This is a genomic window from Providencia sp. PROV272 (assembly GCF_049901975.1).
Taxonomy (GTDB): Bacteria; Pseudomonadota; Gammaproteobacteria; order Enterobacterales; family Enterobacteriaceae; genus Providencia; species Providencia stuartii.
This window is the reverse complement of the sequence record NZ_CP096293.1, coordinates 45156-69242: the sequence shown is the minus strand read 5'-3', so window position 1 is coordinate 69242 and position 24087 is coordinate 45156. Positions and strand designations below refer to the sequence as shown.

At 38.7% G+C, this 24087-nt stretch carries 24 protein-coding genes and 1 pseudogene; 5 read left to right on the top strand and 20 right to left on the bottom strand.

Annotation, left to right across the window (positions count from 1 at the left end; genetic code table 11):
- Positions 1-178: 178 nt before the first annotated feature.
- From M1E93_RS20310 to M1E93_RS20275, 8 genes are all read right to left on the bottom strand, one after another.
- Positions 179-1954 carry a VWA domain-containing protein gene (locus M1E93_RS20310; RefSeq protein ID WP_159287628.1) on the bottom strand — a complete coding sequence of 592 codons (1776 nt, stop codon included), beginning with the start codon at positions 1952-1954 and terminating at the stop codon, positions 179-181.
- 64 nt (positions 1955-2018) lie between these two features.
- Entirely contained in the window at positions 2019-3206 is a 1188-nt protein-coding gene (locus M1E93_RS20305) for a DUF3150 domain-containing protein (RefSeq protein ID WP_159287629.1), read from the bottom strand.
- 98 nt (positions 3207-3304) lie between these two features.
- Positions 3305-4312, bottom strand: coding sequence for an AAA family ATPase (locus M1E93_RS20300; protein WP_023159922.1), 1008 nt, complete (start codon positions 4310-4312; stop codon positions 3305-3307).
- A gap of 53 nt (positions 4313-4365) precedes the next feature.
- On the bottom strand, positions 4366-4734 hold the full coding sequence (locus tag M1E93_RS20295; protein ID WP_072070766.1) for a hypothetical protein: 369 nt from the start codon (positions 4732-4734) through the stop codon (positions 4366-4368).
- 37 nt (positions 4735-4771) lie between these two features.
- On the bottom strand, positions 4772-5866 hold the full coding sequence (locus M1E93_RS20290) for a lambda-exonuclease family protein (protein ID WP_159287630.1): 1095 nt from the start codon (positions 5864-5866) through the stop codon (positions 4772-4774).
- 48 nt (positions 5867-5914) lie between these two features.
- Positions 5915-7204 carry a recombinase RecT gene (locus tag M1E93_RS20285; RefSeq protein ID WP_159287631.1) on the bottom strand — a complete coding sequence of 430 codons (1290 nt, stop codon included), beginning with the start codon at positions 7202-7204 and terminating at the stop codon, positions 5915-5917.
- 77 nt (positions 7205-7281) lie between these two features.
- The gene (locus M1E93_RS20280; RefSeq protein WP_159287632.1) at positions 7282-7779 is read right to left on the bottom strand and encodes a hypothetical protein; all 498 of its coding nucleotides are present in this window, start codon (positions 7777-7779) and stop codon (positions 7282-7284) included.
- Positions 7780-7909: 130 nt separating this feature from the next.
- Positions 7910-8638 carry a hypothetical protein gene (locus M1E93_RS20275; protein WP_159287633.1) on the bottom strand — a complete coding sequence of 243 codons (729 nt, stop codon included), beginning with the start codon at positions 8636-8638 and terminating at the stop codon, positions 7910-7912.
- A gap of 283 nt (positions 8639-8921) precedes the next feature.
- On the opposite strand from M1E93_RS20275, the gene M1E93_RS20270 reads away from it, so the two are divergent.
- Positions 8922-9578, top strand: a complete 657-nt coding sequence (locus tag M1E93_RS20270; RefSeq protein WP_159287634.1) for a hypothetical protein — start codon at positions 8922-8924, stop codon at positions 9576-9578.
- Positions 9579-9631: 53 nt separating this feature from the next.
- Here the strand turns inward: M1E93_RS20270 and M1E93_RS20265 are convergent, their stop codons facing one another.
- The 4 genes from M1E93_RS20265 to M1E93_RS20250 all read right to left on the bottom strand — a co-directional run bounded on the left by M1E93_RS20265 (position 9632) and on the right by M1E93_RS20250 (position 13107).
- Positions 9632-10969, bottom strand: coding sequence for a hypothetical protein (locus M1E93_RS20265; protein ID WP_159287635.1), 1338 nt, complete (start codon positions 10967-10969; stop codon positions 9632-9634).
- 121 nt (positions 10970-11090) lie between these two features.
- Entirely contained in the window at positions 11091-12146 is a 1056-nt protein-coding gene (locus M1E93_RS20260; protein ID WP_147675474.1) for a TraU family protein, read from the bottom strand.
- Entirely contained in the window at positions 12146-12397 is a 252-nt protein-coding gene (locus M1E93_RS20255) for a hypothetical protein (protein WP_426207309.1), read from the bottom strand. Before M1E93_RS20255 ends, M1E93_RS20260 begins: the two co-directional genes overlap by 1 nt.
- A 5-nt stretch (positions 12398-12402) precedes the next feature.
- On the bottom strand, positions 12403-13107 hold the full coding sequence (locus tag M1E93_RS20250; protein ID WP_001067855.1) for an IS6-like element IS26 family transposase: 705 nt from the start codon (positions 13105-13107) through the stop codon (positions 12403-12405).
- Positions 13108-13163: 56 nt separating this feature from the next.
- On the opposite strand from M1E93_RS20250, the pseudogene M1E93_RS20245 reads away from it, so the two are divergent.
- A pseudogene (locus tag M1E93_RS20245) lies at positions 13164-13430 on the top strand (recombinase family protein); the annotation flags it as partial.
- A 40-nt stretch (positions 13431-13470) separates the two neighbouring features.
- Here M1E93_RS20245 and tnpC read toward each other — a convergent pair.
- The 6 genes from tnpC to M1E93_RS20215 form a co-directional block, all read right to left on the bottom strand.
- The gene (gene tnpC, locus M1E93_RS20240; protein WP_126616202.1) at positions 13471-15090 is read right to left on the bottom strand and encodes an IS66 family transposase; all 1620 of its coding nucleotides are present in this window, start codon (positions 15088-15090) and stop codon (positions 13471-13473) included.
- 68 nt (positions 15091-15158) lie between these two features.
- A complete protein-coding gene (gene tnpB, locus M1E93_RS20235) occupies positions 15159-15527 on the bottom strand; it encodes an IS66 family insertion sequence element accessory protein TnpB (protein WP_126616199.1) in 369 nt (122 codons plus the stop codon).
- Positions 15527-15835, bottom strand: coding sequence for an IS66 family insertion sequence element accessory protein TnpA (gene tnpA / locus M1E93_RS20230; RefSeq protein WP_126616196.1), 309 nt, complete (start codon positions 15833-15835; stop codon positions 15527-15529). The genes tnpB and tnpA overlap by 1 nt, the downstream gene beginning before the upstream one ends.
- 308 nt (positions 15836-16143) lie before the next feature.
- Complete coding sequence (locus M1E93_RS20225) at positions 16144-17028, bottom strand: Mph(E) family macrolide 2'-phosphotransferase (RefSeq protein ID WP_000155092.1); 885 nt, start codon at positions 17026-17028, stop codon at positions 16144-16146.
- Positions 17029-17083: 55 nt separating this feature from the next.
- The gene (gene msr(E), locus M1E93_RS20220; RefSeq protein ID WP_000052512.1) at positions 17084-18559 is read right to left on the bottom strand and encodes an ABC-F type ribosomal protection protein Msr(E); all 1476 of its coding nucleotides are present in this window, start codon (positions 18557-18559) and stop codon (positions 17084-17086) included.
- Between the two features lie 449 nt (positions 18560-19008).
- Positions 19009-19713, bottom strand: coding sequence for an IS6-like element IS26 family transposase (locus M1E93_RS20215; protein ID WP_001067855.1), 705 nt, complete (start codon positions 19711-19713; stop codon positions 19009-19011).
- A gap of 241 nt (positions 19714-19954) precedes the next feature.
- Between M1E93_RS20215 and M1E93_RS20210 the strand changes: the two genes are divergently transcribed.
- From M1E93_RS20210 to mph, 3 genes are read left to right on the top strand one after another with little or no spacing between them, the layout of a single operon-like run.
- Complete coding sequence (locus tag M1E93_RS20210) at positions 19955-20302, top strand: hypothetical protein (RefSeq protein WP_217085053.1); 348 nt, start codon at positions 19955-19957, stop codon at positions 20300-20302.
- 26 nt (positions 20303-20328) lie between these two features.
- Entirely contained in the window at positions 20329-21576 is a 1248-nt protein-coding gene (locus M1E93_RS20205; protein ID WP_172693565.1) for an MFS transporter, read from the top strand.
- 24 nt (positions 21577-21600) lie between these two features.
- Complete coding sequence (gene mph / locus M1E93_RS20200) at positions 21601-22485, top strand: Mph(E)/Mph(G) family macrolide 2'-phosphotransferase (RefSeq protein ID WP_172693554.1); 885 nt, start codon at positions 21601-21603, stop codon at positions 22483-22485.
- A gap of 135 nt (positions 22486-22620) precedes the next feature.
- Here mph and M1E93_RS20195 read toward each other — a convergent pair whose 3' ends face one another.
- Positions 22621-22746, bottom strand: a complete 126-nt coding sequence (locus M1E93_RS20195; RefSeq protein WP_317634172.1) for a hypothetical protein — start codon at positions 22744-22746, stop codon at positions 22621-22623.
- Between the two features lie 155 nt (positions 22747-22901).
- A protein-coding gene (locus tag M1E93_RS20190; RefSeq protein ID WP_172693555.1) for an IS3 family transposase occupies positions 22902-24064 on the bottom strand; the annotation gives its coding sequence in 2 pieces (ribosomal slippage) (positions 22902-23800 and positions 23800-24064; 1164 coding nt in all).
- Between the last annotated feature and the right edge of the window lie 23 nt (positions 24065-24087).

The following is a 24087-nucleotide window of genomic DNA, read 5'->3' as shown; positions in this document are numbered from 1 at the left end:
ACACTGTTTTTATTCATTTTTTACATGGAAAATATTTGTATTTTATAATTGCAATAATTATTTTTTCTTGTATTAGGGTGATAAATTTCAAGCAAAAAAAAGCCCCCGACGAAGGAGGCTTTATAGTTGTTGTAAGTGAAAACAAACTTTGTGTAACAACGCGAAAAGTAACCTTTTACTATCGTGCTGTGACTATTAAATTTGCACACATTTGAAGTATGGATTGCTCAATTTCATTGAAATTATTGATAAATATTGTATTTTTACCAAATATCCCCTTGAAATAGGCTTCGTTTGCACCATCTTCGTTCAATACAAAGGTACAGACTTCTATCCCTTCGATTGTTGCTGAATTGATGATTTCTTTTGTCTTTTTATCATCATTAGGTTCCCCGTCAGTGATAATAAAAATCATCTTTTTCTTTTCCCTTGATAGAGCGATTTCGCTTATTACGGGAATCAAACTTTCAGCCAATGGAGTAGAGCCTAAACATCCTTTGTGCGTAAAAACACCTTGAGAAATACTTGCGCGAAGCGGTGTGTATCTTGGCTTCATCGTTTGTACTAGTAGTGAATTGGATTCTTCAACGTAAAACGGAAATGCATAGCAAGCGGTTGAAACACCTGAGATATTTAACCCTTCCAATACTGCAATGACGGAAGATAATGCAGCTCGAATACGAGATGTATCAAAGTGGTATTCATGCATTGAGGAACTAGTATCAAGTAAAATAGAACAAGCACAATTTGGGCTTTGGATAACATTTTTAGTCTTAAAAATGTTAGTGTTTCCCGTTTTAACACCTGCTAATTTACTAGATTTAATTCTTGCGCCTTGCTCCCTTAACCGTGAAGTGGATGTAGTATTATCATGGACTAATTTTTCAAATGACCGGCGTAATCTACTTCCTGTTGTCAAACTTCTTTTAATATCAAGAGAAGTTATTGTTTGAGTGGCTTGATCAAAATTCTTCTTCCACTCTGTGTTAATAATAGCAACGTTAAAAAAATCATTAACTATTCCCTTGGAACTCATATCCTTTTTAAGTTGTTCCTTATTCGAGATTGTAGATGTTATATCTTGAATAACATTGGCATTTATAGTATCGAATGAAACATCCTTAAAAATATCGCTAAAACTCTCTGGATCTGAATCTAAATCGTCAATATCAGTTTCGGTTGAAAAATTGGCGTCATTAGGTCCATTTGAAGTTTTACCCATACCAGAGCAGTCAGAGTTGCCAGAACCGTCAGAGTCATTCCCCTCAGAGTTACCGTAATTATCAGAGCTCCCATTAGAAGGAGGTAACGTATCTTGTGGTTTGAGTTGAAGGGCTGTTGCTAGAACAATGAATAATTTTTTTGCGATCAGATTATTATCGACAGTAGTTGTGGATAAAAGCACCATTTCTAATAATCTATCAACCTTGTCAGAAATTGTTTTGGTAAAGATTGAAATGAATTGAAGTTTTAGATCGTTAATGTTGTTAACAACGACTCCGTTATATTTACTTCTACCATGCAGTAAAACGTAGTTGATGAAAAACGTAATTTTTTCCTCAATTGAAATAACGGAGTTAATAGGCTTTTCGGTAAAAACATGTTGTCTTACGGCATCCAAGTAATACTTGGCACCACCATAAACATGCTCTAACTTTGATTCAATCCAGATATCTTCGCAAATGTTTTCTAATACACTAATATATTTGTTGCCTGTTTGAGCAACAAATGAAAAATCAGTGAATTTGGCATGTCCAATTTCATGAAGTAAAAAACCTAACAAAATATTACCGAAAGATGTATCAGTTGTGTAAGGAATCCCTATTTCATATTTACCACTTTCAGATACACCACAATACGCTTCATCAGTAGTAAACTTAATTGAAATGTCAAATTTGCCAGCCAATACATTAGCAACGATTGCTAATGAGGCTGCACTTCTTAATTGTTTCATATATATACCTATTTAAATAAAAACGCCTGAATAAATTCAGGCGTTAGTTTGGTTTCCCATATTATTAGTAGAAAAATGGAACATCCTGATTTTCATCTTCAACACTAAAGGATGAACTTGCAGGTAGATCCGAAGAAACTACTTCAGGTTCTGATTGAACATCAATTGGTGTCGGAGTTGGTGTCGTATTTTCTACAACATCTTGACTCACATTCGGCACTGTAACCGTTTGTGAGTTTTCGGCGACATTCACAATGTTTAAATCGTTTTCTGTTGGTTCAGCAAGATCATCTTCATCGACTACAATTTCAATGAAATCACTATCAGTATTACCCGTTACAGGTACTGAAGTTGGTATGGCAATTGATACATCAATGTTGTTTGTAGTTTGTGGTAAAACAGTTAATTCCACATCTGATACATTGTTCACATTGGTGGAGTTTATTAACTGCTTCAAAGTTTTAATGTCTGATAACGTAATAAAAAGTGTTGTTACGGCAATTGATTCGTCATTAGACAATCTCCCAACGCTTGGCAACGTTGAAATAAAGTTACTCAAATAATCACTTAAACTGCCAGCATCTGGATTTAATACAGCTAATCCTTTCAGCTTACTTGCAACTTCTCGTAACGTATTGAGTGTAGTTTGAGATATGTTTGATGCATTGTATGAGCCACGTTCCCGTAACTCAGAAATTCTATCAACAACATCAAGCAGGACAGATTCTTTAAGGCTTTGTACTTTTTCTTCTGACTCGCCTTCACCAAAGGGTGAAATATTGAAAGAAGAAAAACCAAATTGTAGCTTTTCATCTAACCGCTTGACGTCAATCACTTCGGACTCAAACAGTTTTTTTACAGTTTCATCTTCTTTATCTAACCATGAAAGAAAATCAGTTGATATAGCGGATAAAAACTCATTTTTGAATATATAGAATTGGTCCTTTAAATCATTCAACTGCTGTCTTACGTGACTTGCAAGTGAAGTCGGCACTGCATACCCGTTCAAGAATGGAACACCATATTTTGAACAGATTGCATCAGCACCAGTACGAAAGGTACGCATTTTGTTGATTTTTGCAGGGTCAATAACCTTTTTGGTTCCGAGGCTGGCTATTGTTTCGGGAGGCAGAACTATATCTCCAGTGTTAATAACCTTAATATCTTTACCTTTAAGTGTTTTTCTTCCAGTAGTTAAACGGATACCTTCCAGAGAAAAAATTACTACGTTTTCAAGAATGTTTGGGCTCATAAATTCACCTACATATTTATATATTTAAAAAAGGCAAATAGATAAATCTATTTACCTTGTCGATTTATTAATAATTAAAATTAAAAATAAGATTTGAATTAAGATTTAAAATAAACATTAAACATATCGTTCAATGCTATTTTTTCATCTTCAGGAGCTCTGTTAGAGATATGTAATTGCCATGCATCTAACAGAATATCTACCGGTGGTTGTTTAGAACGAAGCATAAAATCGAAACGGCGAACAACATTCACAAGGCTTCTAGTTGAAATAGCGGTACTACTGAAGTTAGTGACTGTCGCAGATGTACTTTTACGTACATCGTTAGCCAGCTTTATTAGTCCATCCGTCAGTAACTGATGTGATTCAGGATCAGACAAAAATGAAGCAAGTAGCTTACGTTCTTCTTTTTCGGGCATATAGTCAGCCTCAACAAACATAAACCTATCGAGGTTGGCTATATTCTGCGGTTTTACACCACTGTAATTTCCTGTCATATCACCGGTCCCATTACTGTTTGCAGTTACTGCAAATCTAAAGTTTTCATGGTGATGAATGCATTCATTTGTTTCAGGAATGACAAGAGAACCCATCTCTAAGATCCCGTTGAGGGAATTAGCTACGGAAGGTTCTAATTGGTCATACTCATCAATCAGAAAAACCAACCCATGCTTATACGCGATGGTTAGCGGTCCTTCATGAAAGACGGTTTCTTGATCACCCGTTAATTTATCGACTTTTAGCCGAAAACTACCGAGTAAGCTACTCATATCAAGATCAGGACTGGCTGTTACTTTCATCAATCCCCAATTCATACGAGCAGCAATTTGCTCAACTATTGACGATTTTCCACAGCCAGTAGGTCCAGAAATCCAGAGTGATGTATCTAATGGGTTATCAAACCACATTAACACATGCTTTCTGAGTGAAGGTTCAAACACATACTTCTCATTAAATTTCGGGATATACTCTGAAAATTGATGGTCATTAGAAAAACCCTTGATACTATATTTGCCCTTTAAATTCTCAGGCAGAATAATACCTAAAGATTCCATATCGACCGGAGTGTTACGTTTAATATCAAAACTGTTATTTACAGCGTTCATATATTTACCTATTTAAATAATAAACATTCAAATTAATTTGAGGTTTAAGTTTGTTAAATTGAACAATTAATAACACCGCAATGACGTTGACGTTTTAAAACCTCGCCATTCACAAATGTTGTTACTTGTTTTACGTTGGTCATGTAAGTTTCAATGTCTAAATCTCTCATGCTTTTAGTAATAAAAGGAATGAGAAAAGATTTTCCACCAATCAAACATTTATTTGTTTTGTACTTAACACTCAAGAATTCAGCAAATAAAGCAATGCTATTTGCTTGGTTTAATAAATCTTTTCTTTCGGTGTTTGTAACACGTAATAGCATACGAAGTTTTTCATTTTCATCTTGAGTTAAATCAATAACGCCAAAGTTTTTTTGATCCTCGGATGCAGCATAAGTTGTCATATTAATGATATTATTCATTGATAATCCTTAAAACCTGAATTAAAACTCAGGGTTATTATAAATATTTATATATATCTATTATTGAATCACCTTTCTGATTATTATCGTTATCTTGATAATTATCAGAGGATGATATTGAATTGGAAGAATGATATTCATAACTTGTTATTGATGTTCTAATTGACGACTCACCATAACAATCAGGATGATCTTCTTCATTGATACCCAATTTCTCTCTTAGTTTCTTCCAAGAAAATCGTGGAGCGCTTTGAGATTCTAAATATCGAATTCCAAAGCCTTCAAGCCTCAAGGGAGCATTAGGTTGTAACTTTAATACAGATGATAAAACCTTTATTTCATTTCTTATCTGTTCATCAAATGATGCTACTTTTTCTTTAGCTTCATTCAATTGTTTTTGTGCTAATTGAAATGCAGATTGTAATTCAACTAACTTTTTGGTTCGTGATATTAAATTATCAGGATTAATATTACGTTCTTTTAGTACATCATCACTATTTAAATAAATTATATCCTTATTTACATCAAATTCAGGAGGCGTTTTGTTATTAACGCAATTCCAGAATCTTTTGGTGATGGTAACAACCTTATTTATTATTTTGTCATTAATTTTTAATTTAAAGACAATAGGTGTTTCTTTAGCAGACCAGAATACCAAGTACCCGTATGTGCTGCCAGTAACTACCATTTGATGATAAACCTGCCATTTGTAATAGTTGAAAACTGAAGATTTTGCTTTTTCCTCTAATAACATACGGTGATTTTTTGGGGATATATTTTTGAACTCTACAACATCATTATTATCAATAAGTCCATCAAGTGAGGCTATCATGTGCGGATATTTCCTACTACGCACGCAACATGGACTACTGATTTCCCCATACTGATTCTCAAACCAGTGTCGGGCGAACTGTTCGGATAGCTTCCCTACTTCAACTTGCCGTATACATGACAAATCCTTTGGAGGAATAGCACCGATCCATTCTAAATATAAGCTGTAAGGAGTATTGCTGAACTCATTTTTAACCTCGGGATTTAGTGTGGGGGTACACGTAGCTGTTACACCCGTTTTTCTCCAGCTTAACCATTTATCAGAGCCTTGAATGAGATCATATATATCGAAATTATTCATATTAATATCCAAAACCCGTAGATAAACTACGGGTCCGGTTGATATCTATTAATTCCGCTCAATAGTAAGCAAAATATAATCAGATAACGGTTTAAATTCGATAATAGACAACTTATTTATAAGTGGTGTCATATCGCTTTGTTTTTTGCAATCAGAGAATAACTGTCGGCAACAAGCTAAATCAGATTTAACTTGCTCAAGTGTTTTTATAAATGCCACTTGATCTGAACCTGAAACAGTTGAAATGAAATTATCAACATCTTCAAAATTATTATTCTGGATTGCATTAGTTAGTATTTTATTAAATACATTCTTTCTTTCTGCTATTAATTCCTCCTTTGCATATTCAATTTCAGCAGGATTAAACTCAAAGTTATTTGAGATTTCATCAAGCATACTTTCAAATGCATTGGTCTTGCTGCACCGTTCAACCAGCTTGTCAATCCGCCGTTTCACTCCATTACGAATGACATCAACTACAATAGCCTCAGACACGTTTTTAGGCGAGTCTGTTACTACTGCTGAGTCTTGGTCGGTAAATGCGTGTACAGCTTCATAAGTAGTTGTTTCGAGCGAAACAGGACGATTTTGAGTAAAACCCTCACCCCCATCTGTATTCAGATAATCAATTGTTCGCATGATTGCCTGATTAGCGTTAGGAAGTAAGTGTATACTGGATTTGATAGCAGTTTTTCTGATCATCTGTGTAGTAAACAACGACCACGGAGATTTATCAGGACTATACAGCCAACTTGCAGATTTTAAACGGGCGCTTGCAATATCACGTCTGGTTATGAAGTAAATCAAGTGAGTATCGTCATGCAGAAGGTAGTCAACATACACCCCCCTGAAATTACCTCTTTCACCGATTGAGCCTTTGTCGAATTGGTCTATAAGAATATTTCCAACATCAGCAAAAGGGTCATAGTGATGTGTTGGTGGTGTCCGTCTGCCATTGAACTCAAATTTATCTTTTTCAAAAACTAAATCTATAATTAAGTTTTTGCACATTTGAGCTTCAATAGCCATTTTAATTAAACCCAAATACGAGACATCAAGAATAACACGCTCATCTCTGGGTACTAAGTATGCTAATTTTTGAGCAGGGTCTAACGTTAGTGACGTTGTTGCAAGCTGTAAAAAAGCAGTTTTAAAACTAGCGGGATTATTAATAGCAATCGCCATTAGTTTTTTGTTGTTATCAATCTGATTCTTAGCAAAAATTGCTTCATTAAAATACGATGTTTCACTAAGAGAGTTCTCAGTAAATTTCGGTTTTAAACTTGCGATTATGTTAGAAACAGCTTTGCTACCTTGAACTATATTCGATGATGACATATATAAGATACCTATTTAAGAAACAAAAAAACCGCATATAGCGGCTATTGTTTGAATTGGAATTGATGAATATTAGTTCAAATAGATTTTTTACTATCTAATGAATTTAATAATTGGCTTTTTAACAAAAGCTGATTATTATCATATTTATTTTCTTCCAATTTTTTATTTGATTCATCAAGCGAATTTCTGGATTTATTAAAGTTTAATATATCCGTTAACTCTCTGATGCGTTCTAAACTTCTAACGCGCTGTTGTCTTGCTTCCTCATCTATTTCAATCTCTGATTTTGTTTGGTAAGTATTAACGCCATTGATTGATAATATAAATGGAAGAATATAGAATCTTTCTTTAACAATATTGTTAATTACAGATTCTTTTAATTTAACTTCACCCTTTGCAAATATCGTATCATTGCTTTTAGCATTTGATAATATCTCTGCAAGTTTGAGGTCCTTACAAACTATATGAAAGTAAGCACTTTGATCTTCAAGCATGACATCATAAACTATTTTGTCTTTTACTTGAGTCGAGCGAATAATATTTATTTTACCTGAGAATGATAATTCACACATATTTTCACCTATTTATTAAATAAGAGACACATAATTAAAACTATGAGCTCAGAGTTTTTGAATAAAGTATATTCAATGATTGATTATATTTTATTAGGGCGTAGAAAAGCCTTGACTGTTAAGCGTGATGCTAAACAGTTGTGATTAACCAGAAAGATCTCCGTTTGGGAGCTGCCAGTTTCTCACTACCGAGTCGGTTTCCTGACTCATCAATTATACGGGCATATTCAACAACTTCTTCACGCTCTTTTTTGAGTGTGATGAAATCACCTTTCTGCACCGTTGAGTTAGCAATTGCATCTGCCAGACCTAAACCCCAAATGATATCTTCATCAATACGAACGTAATAGGACCGTCTGTTTTGAGGTTTGAACTGGTAGTGCGCTACTCCGAAATCACGTAAAATACCGTGGTATTCTTTGTGAGAGCCCTTTCGACAGTCGTTAGAAGATGAAAGCTGTACTTCATTTCTATGCAATCTATCGCTATTTAAGGCGCAAATTTCCGGATAATTATTGCTTGAGTCGTCTTTTTGCTCACAATCGTGTGCAATCATTAACTCGTGTGAAGTTGGAACTTCAGCGTTTGGATATAGGTTCACATCATCGGCATTGCGAAAATGTGCCTTTCGTCTATTAAGCTGATCTCTATTGCGTTTATTTAGATACATAATCATGAAGATAGTTGTACTGATAGCAATCGAAACCAGATTTTTAGTGCTAAAACTTTCTACGTTTGGTAGTGATCCATCCCACAAAAACACAAGCGCAAACATTATTGAAGCGTATGCAACCGTGAATTTATAGTTCAGGCAGGCGTGAACAAGCACACCAATCACTAGTATTGATATGATTAACATATAATTTACCTTCGTAAACTTGGGTATTATTGGAGAGTTTAAAACCGTTAGTAGTAAAAACTACTTCGGGGGAGAGAGGGATTATTGAGATCTCTCTGAATTGAACTATGAGTTAACATAGCTAGATGTAGTGTCAATCAGACACTTGTAACAGAACCATTCTGTTTCAAAAATAATAAGAATGCAAGTCCCTTTTTTGATTACAACTTTTATTGCTATCATGAAAAGTTCTTTTTTATTGGTACGTATAATGAAGGTCTTTGAAACCGGTTTTGGAGAAAACATGAGTCAGGATAAAGAAGTTTTCGATTCAGTAACTACACGAAAAACAAGACGGAAAAAAGTAACTTCTGTACCGTCGTCTGAATACCAAATGCATTTAGATACCACTATTGCGATTGATGCCTATCATCAACGGTTCTTTGTAGCAAGCCAAGCCGCCTATTTGTTGGAACAGCGCCTTGAACGCTGTCTTATGCATCGAGACAAAATTATGCGTGATCGTGCATCTGCTATCGTAAAATCACTGAGTCAGGCAGTTGACAGCAATTTTTCAGACTTAGAAAATTTTAAACTGACATTGGCACAACTCATATCTGAAGTAGAGACTGAACGCGGTACTAAATATGAGTTATTGAGCTATTCCACACCGCGCTCTATGACGATTGAAAATCGTACTTATCTGGCAACCAGAATGTGTACTGGCTTAGAGACTCTTGATCTTGTAGTTAAGTATCTCGATGTTTGCCGACATTATTCTTTAGTACCATTGGCTGAGATCCTTGAAACTCAAAACACTGCTGACAAACGTATGCGTGGGGTGTTTAGTACAATCATACGTCATGGTGCAACAATGAAGCGGTTGGAAACTGAGCACTCCACACGGAAAGTTACCTCAGATGATAAGTCAGTATCAGATATAAAAATTGAAAATGAATAATTGACTTTCAGTTAAATTATAAAAGATGATCAGATTAATGATCATCTTTTATTTTATATAACTAATGGTTTAGGAATAATGTTATTAATAACATAATCGATATAATCTTCTTTATAAAATTCTATTGGAGAAAAATCTCTTTTTTCATCAAAAAATAAAGAGTAATCCCTCGTATTTAATGTGTTTAACTCGTTTGATATATCATCAATACCCAGTGGTTTTAAAAACATATCATATGCTTTTTTAGAATCAAAAATTCTATTGAAGTTAATTACTTCTGGTGTTGGACCTTCTGTTAGATTTACAGAGCCACTTAATACTTCACAAACACCATTACTTATTCCGCAATAAACTTTCGCATGAAATTTGTTATTTTTCTTTACGGATTCTACTAAGTTTGAACCTAATCCATAGCTTACTAATTCTTTATAGCTTATTTCATTGATTTCTGAATATGCATTTTTGAAGCTATTAACCTCTTTACCCTTAGTGGATATTAAGGTCTTTAATGGGTCTGTTCTATTTATTATTTCAAGCCACGTATCAACCCTTTGGTCTTTTTTAGCAAATTGATAACTTACAAAAGGAGAAATGAGATATATCTTATCGAATAAAAAATTCCATCTTGCAATTAATTTGTAAAGCCAGTTCATTACTGTAGTTTTTGAATGAACTGCAAAAACATGTTCTGTTAACGGTTTAGAACCATATATATCTAATAATGAAAATTCATGATTATCAAAATATGGGTTTTCATGATAACTACTTACAAATTTAGCAATATGTTGGTCACCACAAGGGCAATTTATTGGGAAGTTAATAACAATGTTTTTTGGGGAGCAACCTCCCTTACCAAGTGACCAATTAATATAATTATAATATTTTTTTGATATCGTATGCCATTTTATTTCCAAATCACTATACGCGATAGGTTCTAAATTCCTCTCGCAAGTGTTACAAATATATAATGGGTGATTATCAAAATTATAGTTATCATTTCTATTTTTAAATATGTTGTTAGTATCTATAATTTCTTCCATTGATTTAACAAATTCATATTCATCTATTTTTTTAGTTTCGTTGTCAACATATATGTAATTGTCTTTTTTTGTTGCACCAGAATTGAAACATGATAGGTCGGGATTAAAAACCTCTAATTTAAAGTAGTAACGACAATTATAATTGTGACATTTACCGATCATTATGCCTTTTTCATTTAATTCTGGAACTATAAAATTATTCATAACTTTGGTTTGTGATGTGAAAACCTCTGCAATTTCGATAATGGATTTGCAAAAAGGGCATTTGCCATGATAGTGCTTTGTTTTATTGCTATCACAAAGTAGGTGTTTTATTGAGCGTAAGTACTGGTAAGATAGTTCAAATGACATGATAACTCCGAACGAAACATCAATGGTATTGATTGTATTTTATCATCGTTTATCACACATCATACTATTAGTGTCGAGTTTGTACGCTCAAACCCCCATGTGCATGGGGGAATAACCTTAATTACAATATGATACGGCAACAGTCCATCCATTGAAAAATCATATACGTACTTTCTTGCCCTGAGCCCGTAGGGTATCTGAATGAGCCCCCTTGCCATTTGTACGGAGTTTCACCTAGAACGTGAGAGCTCTTGGTTTCTGGTGTTGGATAGACCATATTGAATTTATACTGCTGTTTGGGGATTGTTGGATAAACACGAGGTTTACATGCCACTTCTCGCCCTACGGTTAGACGTGCAAGCCCTCTGCGATGTTCCAGTGACAATGATTTTGCGGCTGTTAGGCTGGTTGTCCGTGGCGTGTCTCTCGATGATGTAGAACCGGTTAATGGATATTGCCCCCCCCATGATCCAGCGCACCACCACAGCTTATTCATAGGCTTTCCTCCACCAGTAATAGCAACGGATTCCATCGTACATGCTTGATGGGCAATTATATTTGCGACCGCAACAGATTCAGGATGTTGGAAAAAGGCTAGTGTGGCGCTATGCCATGTTGGATCAATCTCTGAAAAGCTGATTATATCAAAGTCACTGTATGCATCTGGTTGGCATCCTTTCGGCAACCACAGATCCAATATACGTAGCAGTGGTGCAGAGTAATAGTGATAGTGATAGAAACTAATACCAGAGTTCGTATCTATCTCATGACCGGTATCTGACACCTGAGTGCCGTAACTATATTTATTTCCTACATTGATTTTCAAACCGCCCATCGTAGAGAAGCAACCAGGAACTCGCGTAACTTCCATGATTTTACGAGGTTCCCACACACCGGTTAACAACCCAGCGTGATAAACCCCTAATCCGTCAGGACAGGCGCAGAATACGCCCTTAGCGGCATCATCTGGCATATCACCGCTAGGTCCAATGTTAGCTCCGGATATTTTTATCGGGAAAATGCAACTCCAGCAAACATCAGTAAACATTTTACCCTTTGTTAAGAATTCATTATCTTTGCATGTAAATGAACCAGTGTTATTATTTTGTACACTTTCTGCATAGCTCAATGAAGTTAACAGGAGTGCAGACGATAATAGCAATTTTACTTTATTCATCAGTAATTCCTTTCTGCATATTCATTAACAATAAATTGCTTACCATGACCGGTTACAATGCTTGGAACATTACGAATCCCAAAACGTTCTTTCATACCTTCCTGTATAAAATATAAAGTGGCATTATCACCATACAAATTGCTATCTGAAAATGTTTCCCAACCATCCCCATATACGTCAGTTGCAATCAATGTAGGAATTAAAGGCACTGTTGCAAAGTTAGCGATGAGGCAGCCTTTTGTCTTATTCAAAGGCCTTACATTTCAAAAACTCTGCTTACCAGGCGCATTTCGCCCAGGGGATCACCATAATAAAATGCTGAGGCCTGGCCTTTGCGTAGTGCACGCATCACCTCAATACCTTTGATGGTGGCGTAAGCCGTCTTCATGGATTTAAATCCCAGCGTGGCGCCGATTATCCGTTTCAGTTTGCCATGATCGCATTCAATCACGTTGTTCCGGTACTTAATCTGTCGGTGTTCAACGTCAGACGGGCACCGGCCTTCGCGTTTGAGCAGAGCAAGCGCGCGACCATAGGCGGGCGCTTTATCCGTGTTGATGAATCGCGGGATCTGCCACTTCTTCACGTTGTTGAGGATTTTACCCAGAAACCGGTATGCAGCTTTGCTGTTACGACGGGAGGAGAGATAAAAATCGACAGTGCGGCCCCGGCTGTCGACGGCCCGGTACAGATACGCCCAGCGGCCATTGACCTTCACGTAGGTTTCATCCATGTGCCACGGGCAAAGATCGGAAGGGTTACGCCAGTACCAGCGCAGCCGTTTTTCCATTTCAGGCGCATAACGCTGAACCCAGCGGTAAATCGTGGAGTGATCGACATTCACTCCGCGTTCAGCCAGCATCTCCTGCAGCTCACGGTAACTGATGCCGTATTTGCAGTACCAGCGTACGGCCCACAGAATGATGTCACGCTGAAAATGCCGGCCTTTGAATGGGTTCATGTGCAGCTCCATCAGCAAAAGGGGATGATAAGTTTATCACCACCGACTATTTGCAACAGTGCCTTCAAACCAGTGACAGCATTACTCATTCAATCTTGGAACTCATCAACAATATGTTGATTGATCTTCTGGCAACAATGGCCCGCCTAGACAATGAGAAACGTATAGAACGTATTAAGCAGGGCCTGGCACGTTCGGGTTACAAACCAACAGGCAAGAAGGCAAATGAGGCTAAACATAAACGAATAAAAGAATTGCTAGTAGTTGGCAATATGACTAAGGAAGAAATTGCCAAAGCAGTGAATTGTGGAGTTGCAACGTAAGCGCCCTTAAATCAGCACCCTTGCAAAACGATTACTCAGCCTAACCCAGTTTCACATTCCAGGGCAGTAGCGCTTCGAGTTTCTCGAGGGTGTCAGCAGTCGCAACATGGTCAAGAATATGTTTAATGTAGGCTTGCGGATCCAGGTTGTTGGCTTTGGCGGTTTCGATTAATGAGTAACATGCGGCGCTGGCTTCGGCGCCTTTGCGTGTGTCGGCGAATAGCCAATTTTTACGGCCAATAGCGAAGGGACGAATGGCGTTTTCGGCCATGATATTGCTGATCATCAGGTCGCCGCGCTCACAATAGCCAATCAGGTATTCCCATTGATTTAAGGTGTAGTCGATGGCTTTTCTCAGAGCGCCGCCTTTCATGATTTTTGCAGCGTTTTTCTCAAGCCACAGCTTAAACTCATTCAGTACCGGCACGCTGATTTCTTGGCGCGCCTTTAAACGCTCTTCGTCGGTTTTGTCCGCGATGTTGCTTTCTACGCGATAGAGTTTACGGATATAGCCCAGCGCTACATCAGCTTTACTCACTGTGCCTTGCTTGGCTTTAGCTTTAGAATCAGCGCTTTTATCGGCTTCAACAAACTTACGCCGAGCATGATCCCAGCAGCCAATGCGCGTAATCGAGTTGGCTTTGCAGACTGCGCTATAGCCAGAAAAACCATCGGCTTGCAGCACACCCTTAAAATCATCGAGCAGGCGCACAGCCACACTGCCTGCACGCGAAGGATCGTATTCAAAGAGTACGCTAAGCTGGCTAGGCGGCCCGCCGCGGATCACCCACATCCATTTATCTGACTGTGCTGTTTCTCCGTCTTCTTTCAGCACTTGCAGACGGGTTTCATCAGCTTGCAGATAGCTGCCGCTGTTTTGCACCTCGCGCATCAACTGTAGCAGAGGTTTAGCTGCATCAGCAAAGCACATGCACCATTGCGCCATGTTATTGCGCTGAATCAAGTGGCCTAAGTTTTTAAACTTGCCTTCTTGGCGATACAACGGCATGCCATACAGATATTTATCTACAATTACGTGCGCAATCAGCGAAGTGGTCACCGAGCACTTACCAAAAGGATGTACTGGGCGCTGCGCCGCAATCATCTGTTCTTCTGGCATGCTTTCTTTGGAGGTGAAAACGGCTTTTTCTTGCCAATGCTCCAACACTTTCAGCTGTGCCGGAATGTAATGTAGCTCTTCTTTTACTTTGGTGAAGAAGGTTGTGTCGGCACCGGTTTTTTCTAACTCAGTTAGCGTGTGCTCGATGCGCTCACGTACTAGATTTGCAGAGAAACCACGCTGACGTGTTTGGCGAGCTTTACGTGCTTGAGTCAGCTCTGCGTTTTCATCAGACGCTTCAGGCAAGGTATCGAACAGCTCATCAAGCTGAGCCTCAAGCTCAGTTTCATCAAAGAGGTTTAACTGGAACTTGGATTTTTCGCTGCTGGCACTGAACTTCTGCGTTTTCAGCAGGCGGTTCATTTCTTCCAGTAGTTCGATACGACGATGGGCTGCTTTGAGCTCGCTTTTATGCTCTAACAAACTGGCATTTTGTTCTTCTACAACCGCTTGAAATTGAGCCACCATCAAACGTAATTCAGCAGCACTTAGACTGCTTAAATCAGATGTTTTAATGGGGAGTTTAGGCTGTTTCTTCATACCCAAATTATAGCAAAAACGACTCTGAAAGACAGCCGTAAAAGCAGATAAAACCCAATAAAATCAAGCTATCCAAGACTGTCGTATTGTAGTTTTTTATGGCCCTTAAATAGACTAATATCATAGCCATCTAACAGCCAGTTTATTTGCTCACCTGTTAAGGCCAGCAACTCGTCAGCAGGCTTGGGCCACTTAAATTTCTCTTCGGCCAGCGCTTTGTAATACATGACGAAACCGTTGTCTTCCCACATCACGCATTTGATTTTGTTGCGCTGGCGATTGGTGAAGGCATACAGCGCACCGCTGAACGGATTGTGGCCCAGCTCTTGTTCCACCAGCAACGCTAAACCGTTGGTTTGTTTCCTAAAATCCACCGGCGCACGGTACAGATAAATTTCTGGCATCTGTTTGGCTGGCCGCAAATAGCGCACTTTCACTACAGCTGCCTCAGCAGTGCCAAGACGAGATCCAAATTGCCTGCATTGACCCCTGAAAAGCTTATGCCACTGGGTAAATGAACGCCCAGCTCATCATGAAGGCGGTTGTGCGAAGCAGCTAACTGTGTCACTTGAGCAAAGCCTGCAGGTTTTTCAACAACCTCATTTACCTGGAGCTTTTTACGCCAATAATTAAACTGCGCGTAATTCAAATCATGCTGCTTGCAAAAAGCCGCACCGGATGAATCAGATGCTTGCCAGGCACCAATGTGTTGCTGCCAGAACTGCTGGCGTTCCTGTAAAGTCATCACCAATACCCCTTTCAAAAAGACAGGTATTAGTGTGAAGCTGTATAGGCTGGGTTAAAAGATGCTGATTTAAGGGCGCTTACGTTGCAACTGTCTATCGAGTTGCTAAAGTTATCTAAAAGAGGCTTATCTCAACGCGCCCCCAATGGGGCACCGCTGCATTCAGGTTACTTCACATAAGAAATTTTATGTTAAATGATTGTTAGAAATGCCCCTTGATCGAGGCATTTTCTATAAAGAATACTAAAAACTAATTAAAGCCAACCAAGTTTCAAAACAAGGCAGTTCTCAGCAATCATATTTTTAAATTATATAACTCCCAACTGAGCTTTTGCTCCAACGATAAGGCTTTCATTTTGAGTTTCTAAGGCAAATAAACCATACATCAAAGGAGAGGCCGCTGCTCTTTCTAAAGTCTGTTCATATAGTTTATTCCAAACTTTACCCCCTAGTTTTTCATACTCGATGATTAGAGTTTTGAGGCTTTCTTCTCCAAACAAAGTTACATGCCCAGCAAAATCAATCGCTGGGTCATCTATATGGGCTGTTGACCAATCAATAACGCCTGAAACAGCTCCATCCTTTGAAGCTAGTACATGCCCAGCATATAAATCGCCATGTATAAATTGGGTGAAATCTGCCCATAGAACATCATTATCCAACCATTTTCTGTAGCGGGTTTCCAATTGCTCACTTATACCAATTTCAGATTTTACTAACTGCAAATTGTTTGCTATTTCAGGTCTTAAATCTGAAGGTTTCATAATTTTCAAATCATTTTCCCGAACTTCTTTTTCAGGAATACTATGGATTTCAAATAAGGTTTTTGCCAAAGATGTTATGTATTTCGGGCTATCTTTGTCCATATTCCAAATTATTTCATAGGTTTCAGCATCCAAATTTAAAACAGGATTATCTTTAAGTATGGGATAAGCCACTAATTCTGTAGATGAAATTCTCCAATCAGGAACCTCTACAGAAAGATGTTTTTTTACCAATTCTAAAATGCGTTTTTCTTTCTTGATTTGTTCCCTCATGCCATCACGACGAGGAATACGCAGCAACCATTGTTGCCCCTTTGTATCAAGAGCAAAAACGACCTTAAAATCAATGCCCATTTCATTGAAATTCATTTTGTCCGTAAGCAACAAGCCGTGTGCTTCAGCAAGTGATTGAATATCTTGAATTGTCATTTTTAATTTCCTTTAAAGAGTTCAATAATTAATGTTCGGATTAGATTGGCTATCATTAACAATCTCTCTCAAAAGTCTTGATGATTTTGTGGTCTTTGATCTCGTAGATAATGTCAGCAATATTATCGACCAATTGCTTGTCATGAGATACGAAGATAATAGTTCCTGCATAGGACTTCATCATTGTTTCTAATGCGGCAATACTTTTTAGGTCAAGATAGTTTCCTGGTTCATCCATAAGCAAAATATTATATTTTCCTAAAAGCATTTTGGATAAAAGCAGTTTGATGATTTCACCTCCCGATAAGTCGGATAAGTTTTTTTGAATATCATTCGCTCCGATCCCCATTGAAGCCAATACTGCACGAATTTCCGCAACTGTGTACTCGCACTCTTCCTGCATAAAGGAGAGCACAGATTTATGCGTGTTAAATTTATATCCTGTTTGTGTAAAGTAGCCAATTTCAGCTTTTGGAGATATGGTTAATCCATCAGCACGTTCTGATATCATTTTTAACAAGGACGTTTTCCCTGTTCCATTCGATCCAGTTATAGCGACTTTAGCGCCAAGCGGTATTATAAAGTTAGCGTCATCAAAGATAGTACGGCTACCAAATTTTAAGCTCAGACCATCTGCCGTAATCGGGAACTTATTGTGCAGTTCTAGGGCTGAACTTTGACGAAAACGAATAGAACGCAAATGCTCTGGTGCTTGAATATCTTCTAATGCAGCCAAACGCTTTTCCATACTCTTAGCTGCCTGATACAGTTTTCTTTGCTTGGTGCCAGTCATTTTTGCATGCCCAAGTCGTCCAGCACTTTCGGTAGAGTTTTTGGATTTTTCTCCTTTTTTCTTATTGTCTAATCGATTAGCTTGCTGGCGTTTTTCTTGCACAGCAGATTCTAATCGCTCCCGTTCCTTCATCATCAGCTCATATTCTACGGCTTGGTGTTGTCGCTCTTCTTCTTTTTGACGCAAGTAATCCGAGTAACCACCCCAATATTCCGTAATTTTACCGTCTTTTAACTCCCATATCTTGTCTACAACCATATCAAGAAAATATCGGTCATGACTGATAACAAGTAATGCTCCATCAAATGCTTTAAGTTGACCAATAAGTAGATCTATTCCATTGAGATCAAGGTGGCTGGTTGGTTCATCCGCTAGAATGCCATGTACTTGTTGGGAAAATGCGGCAGCAATTTTTGCACGAGTTTCCTCTCCGCCACTCATTGTGTCGTTTTGTACATTGGAAACACCAAGGCGAGATAACATTGCCCGGTCTTCGACCGTTTCTATTTCGATTCCGCCCAGTTGGCTGATATGTGCAAAATCACCAAAACGCTGTAATGTCGCTTCGGCTAAAACAATTTCGCCATTAAGTACTTTGAGTAAACTACTCTTTCCTGCTCCGTTATCACCCACAAGACCAATACGGTCATAAGAGTGAATTTCCAATTCATCAATATCCAAAACATCACGCCCAGCATAATCCAAGCGTATGTTTCTCGCTTTAATAATTAAACTCATTTTTATTTACTCCTGTTTAGCTCTTGAAATTTTTTATGCAGCAAACAGGATTTAGGTGAAAACAAAAGCTAGCATCACAGTGTCCTCCCAAAAAAAAAGCTATTCATCCACAGGGTGGACAAATAGCTAGTCAATTAAGTTATAACTGGAAACTATGCACTAAAAGCATACTTATAAATTAAGCATACTTTTACTTTATATATCCGCATATATTCTTAAAGACACAACAAAAGCCCACCATTATAAAATAGTGTCACTATGCAAATAGTTGTGTCTTAACGAATGCGGATAGAATGCATAAACTTACCTAAAAAATAAAATTCAGTTTTATGATAACTTTACTGTTAAAAGAAGTCTAGACAACCTTGTTTTATGCTTGGATATAAGGCTTATTTTAGGCACTGTTGCAAAGTTAGCGATGAGGCAGCCTTTTGTCTTATTCAAAGGCCTTACATTTCAAAAACTCTGCTTACCAGGCGCATTTCGCCCAGGGGATCACCATAATAAAATGCTGAGGCCTGGCCTTTGCGTAGTGCACGCATCACCTCAATACCTTTGATGGTGGCGTAAGCCGTCTTCATGGATTTAAATCCCAGCGTGGCGCCGATTATCCGTTTCAGTTTGCCATGATCGCATTCAATCACGTTGTTCCGGTACTTAATCTGTCGGTGTTCAACGTCAGACGGGCACCGGCCTTCGCGTTTGAGCAGAGCAAGCGCGCGACCATAGGCGGGCGCTTTATCCGTGTTGATGAATCGCGGGATCTGCCACTTCTTCACGTTGTTGAGGATTTTACCCAGAAACCGGTATGCAGCTTTGCTGTTACGACGGGAGGAGAGATAAAAATCGACAGTGCGGCCCCGGCTGTCGACGGCCCGGTACAGATACGCCCAGCGGCCATTGACCTTCACGTAGGTTTCATCCATGTGCCACGGGCAAAGATCGGAAGGGTTACGCCAGTACCAGCGCAGCCGTTTTTCCATTTCAGGCGCATAACGCTGAACCCAGCGGTAAATCGTGGAGTGATCGACATTCACTCCGCGTTCAGCCAGCATCTCCTGCAGCTCACGGTAACTGATGCCGTATTTGCAGTACCAGCGTACGGCCCACAGAATGATGTCACGCTGAAAATGCCGGCCTTTGAATGGGTTCATGTGCAGCTCCATCAGCAAAAGGGGATGATAAGTTTATCACCACCGACTATTTGCAACAGTGCCCTTTGATCTCCTTAAAATAGCCTGGTCAAAGTAAAACAACTCAACCAGCAAGAAAAGTTCTTTCCTTTGATTCCTTTACTGAGTATTTTAACCTAAATACACGATAAAAATTGACTTATATACGCAACAAAATAAAGTAAGAAAAACGGTCGTTTAATTAACTGAGGTAATTAAAAAAATGGGGCTAAAAAAGGTAGAAAAAAAGGTATCTTTAAACGTTAAAATTTCCGAAAATTTAAACAGAAGATTACAAAGAGCTAGAGAAACAGCAAGAAAAAAAGGGGCTATATTTAACGTATCAAAAATAATGGAAGAATTATTAGAAAAGGAAGTAAAAAAAGTAGAAAAAAAATTAGGAATCGAAAGAGATATAAGAGATGAAATAAAACAAATAGAAATAGAATTAAACTGTTCTGGTCTAATTCAAAAATACAACAGCGATGGCCAAACCTTGGATATACTAATTAGGGAAACCTCCGTTTCCTTTTCTTCGGAAGACAAGCTCAGTATTGTACTTCCTGTTTAGTTGTATAATTTTTACGAATGAATTTTATGAAAAATAATAAATGGTTGCAGACCTATTTGCTGATATGGTCGGGGCAATTCATATCAATGCTTACGAGCTATGCCGTACATTTTGCAATAATTATTTGGTTGAGTCTGGAACATCGATCGCCGGAAGTATTGGCCTATGCCGGTATTGCAGGGATGCTTCCTCAAGCACTGATAGGACCTTTTGCAGGGGTATTTATCGACCGTTGGAACCGGAAGAAAGTAATGATTGTATCGGATGCTTTTCTGGCATTGTGTGCTTTGGTCATGGTCTTTTTATTGAGAAACGAAACGATCAACCTTTCTTGGATATACCTTATGCTGGGCTTACGATCGGTTGGCAATGCCTTTCATGGACCTTCCTTGCAAGCCGTAACACCGCTTATAGTGCCGGAAAGCGAGCTGCTTCGTGTATCAGGAATTAACCAGGTTTTGCAGTCGGTGAGCAGTATTGCCGGACCCGCTGTCGGAACGCTGGCGATCACCTATTTGTCAATCTCCAAAGTACTCTACCTCGATATTATTGGTGCAGCAGTCGCCATTACTTCGCTTTTATTTGTGACGATCCCTCATCTGAAAACGGAAGTAAAAACTTCTGTTCGAACAGTAATCACCGAATTGAAAGATGGGTGCAATGTTGTATTGAAAAATAAAGGGTTAAGCTACTTATTTCTTTATGCAATGGTAGCCACTTTTTTTATTATGCCGATTGCCATTATGTTCCCATTACTAACCATCGAATATTATAATGGTGGTAAATGGGAAATGAGTATCGTCGAAATTGCCTGGGGAGTAGGAATGCTGATTGGTGGAATGATTTTAGGAGCTTTTAAAGTTACTACTTCTAAGATCATTTTAATAAATACGATGCATTTAATAACCGGATTTTCTTTTATACTTTCCGGTGGTATGCCCTCGGAGTGGTTTATCGGGTTAGTGATTGCCACAGCTTTGGGAGGTATTGCATTGGCGGTATTCTCAGCAAGTTTTACTACTGTGTTGCAGACAACGATTAACTCCAACATGCTGGGAAGAGTATTTTCTCTTTACTTCAGTTTGGCAGTCTTGCCTAGTGTAATTGGTTTGCTGTTTACAGGCTTGATTGCCGAACAAGTTGGTGTTACCAATGCATTTTTGATTTGTGGGGTTTTGGTCATCTTGATAGGGATTGTCTCTTTCCTCACTCCATCGTTAATGCAACTTGGAAAACAGAAAAGTGTTGGGGCGGAAGAAGTCCCGACCTTATAATTAAAAAATTGTAATGGAATAAAAATGAAAATTAAAGATATTCAAAAACTGGCAGAAACACACGGATTACTTCTGACGGATGAAATGAAATTCAACGAAATGGGAATCGATTTTAAAGTCGGTTTTGCTACGGATACACTTGGGAAATCTTGGTTACTGAGGCTCCCAAGGCGCAGCGATTTGGGTACACAGATTGAAACCGAAAAACGTATTTTGAAATTGGTACAGAAGTATCTTTCGGTACAGGTACCGGATTGGAAAATTGCGACTCCTGAACTGATTGCGTATCCGTTGTTAGATGGGAATCCTGCTTTAACGTTTGATGCACAAACATACGAGGTTACCTGGAATATGGAACAGGATAGTCCGCTGTATACACCGTCGCTTGCCCGAATTTTGGTGGAGTTGCACCGTATTCCGGAGCAGGAAGTTATCGCAAACGAATTGAAGGTTGTAAAACCTGAAAACTTGAGAACGGAAATACAAGATCGTTTGCAACTCGTAAAGTCTGAACTTGGAATCAGTACAGCACTGGAAAACCGTTACCGAAAATGGTTGGACAACGATTCCCTTTGGCCGGACTTTACAAGGTTTATTCATGGCGACTTGTATGCCGGCCATGTACTTACCTCAAAAGTAGGAAACGTTTCCGGAATAATCGACTGGTCTACTGCACAGGTCAGCGATATTGCACAAGACTTTTCCGGTCATGCGGCTATTTTCGGAGAAGAAAGCCTTAAAGTACTTATTGCCGAATACGAAAAGCAAGGAGGAAAAATATGGGATACACTTTTTGAGCAAACCCTCGAACGGGCTGCTGCTGCTCCTTTGGCGTATGGCTTCTTTGCAGTAGAAACCCAAGACGAAGTTCATATAAAAGGAGCAAAAGCACAGTTGGGTGTGGAGTAAAAAAGAAGTTAATCAGATAATTTGACGAAGGCTGGGGCTGATCATAAACAATGGTCAGTCCTTTTTTTGAATCATCCCTCTCCCCTATCTTCCATGTCTACAAAATTTTCGGGATTGGTGGAGAGCAATGCATGGTTATTTTTTCCAACGTTGATACAGCATATTTAGGATTAAATCGTCGAAACTCCATCCTATTTTTCTTGCTGCAAGAGCAGTCAGACTGTCCTGATCTGCACGATGGAGACGAGAGGTACCGGTCATATTGGGCTTCATATTCAAATCAAACAAGTAGTAATGGCCCTCCGAATTTTGTCTGCAATCTATTCGAATTGGGGCTTTGGCATTTACGAGTTGTGCCGCCGTTTCGCATTGCAGACACAGTTTTTTGATTTGCTCACTGTTGAGGTGTGTACTGGTCAAGCCCAAGTGGACACTTTTAATTGATAATTTTCATACTCAACTGGGGTCATATCACCATTAGATGTATGAAGCCTTTTTAGGTTGTAATATTTCATATATGCAGCAACATCGGCTGCCATAGATTCGTAAGTTGGGTGTTGAGCTTTAAGTATCCAGTCGTGTTTTAAGCTACCAAAAAAGCGTTCAACAACGGCATTGTCCCAACAAGCGCCAACATCACCCATCGACTGTTTTATACCTAGCTTAGTCAACGCATTTTTTAACTTCTTACTGGTGTACTGTGAGCCACGGTCGCTGTGGAAGATAACACCTTTTGGGTGCCCTGTAAGCCAATAAGCTTGCTTAACCGACTGCAAAACAAGGTTGCTTGTCATGCGTTTGTTAATAGACCAGCCGATGATTCGGCGAGAATACAAGTCCATAACAACGCTTAAATACATCCAACCTTGCCCAGTTCTTAAATAGGTAATATCGCCTGCCCATACTTGATTAGGTTGAGCTGGATTAAAGTTCATATTAATCAGGTTAGGTGCCGCTAAATGGCGCTCGTCACGCTTGGTCGTTACCTTGTAAGCCACGCGCTGGCGTACCACCAAACCTAGCTTACGCATGATTGTGCGTGTTTTATAACGGCCTATAAAATAACCTTGTTTACGTAAAGCTTTCATCAACTCACGGCTTCCTAAGCTGTAACGACTTTCTTTAAATAGTCGCTTAGCTTCACGGTATAACATCAGCGTATCTTTAGTAATAAGCTGTGCTGGGCGCTTTTCCCAAGCATAATAGCCTGAACGACTAAAGCCTAAAGCTTTGCAACACAGACTTACTGAGTAGCCTTCTTGCACCTTGGAATGAACAAACTTAAAACTTATTTCATTTCCCTGGCGAAGAAGGCCGATGCCTTTTTTAAGATGTCTTTCTCCATCTTTAAACGCTTATTTTCAGCACGGAGCTTTATCAGTTCGGTACGTTCGTTGTCGTTCAGCAGGGTGCCTTTAACTTGCTCTTCTTGTTGATTCTTCCAATTATAAATCTGGTTGGGGTTTACCCCGACCGCTTCAGCTGCTTCACTAACGCTGTAACCCTGATCATTGACTAGAGATACCGCTTCTTCTTTGAATTCTTTAGAGTAGGTTTTATATTTACGTTTCTGATTCATCGTTCACCTCAAGCTAGACGGCA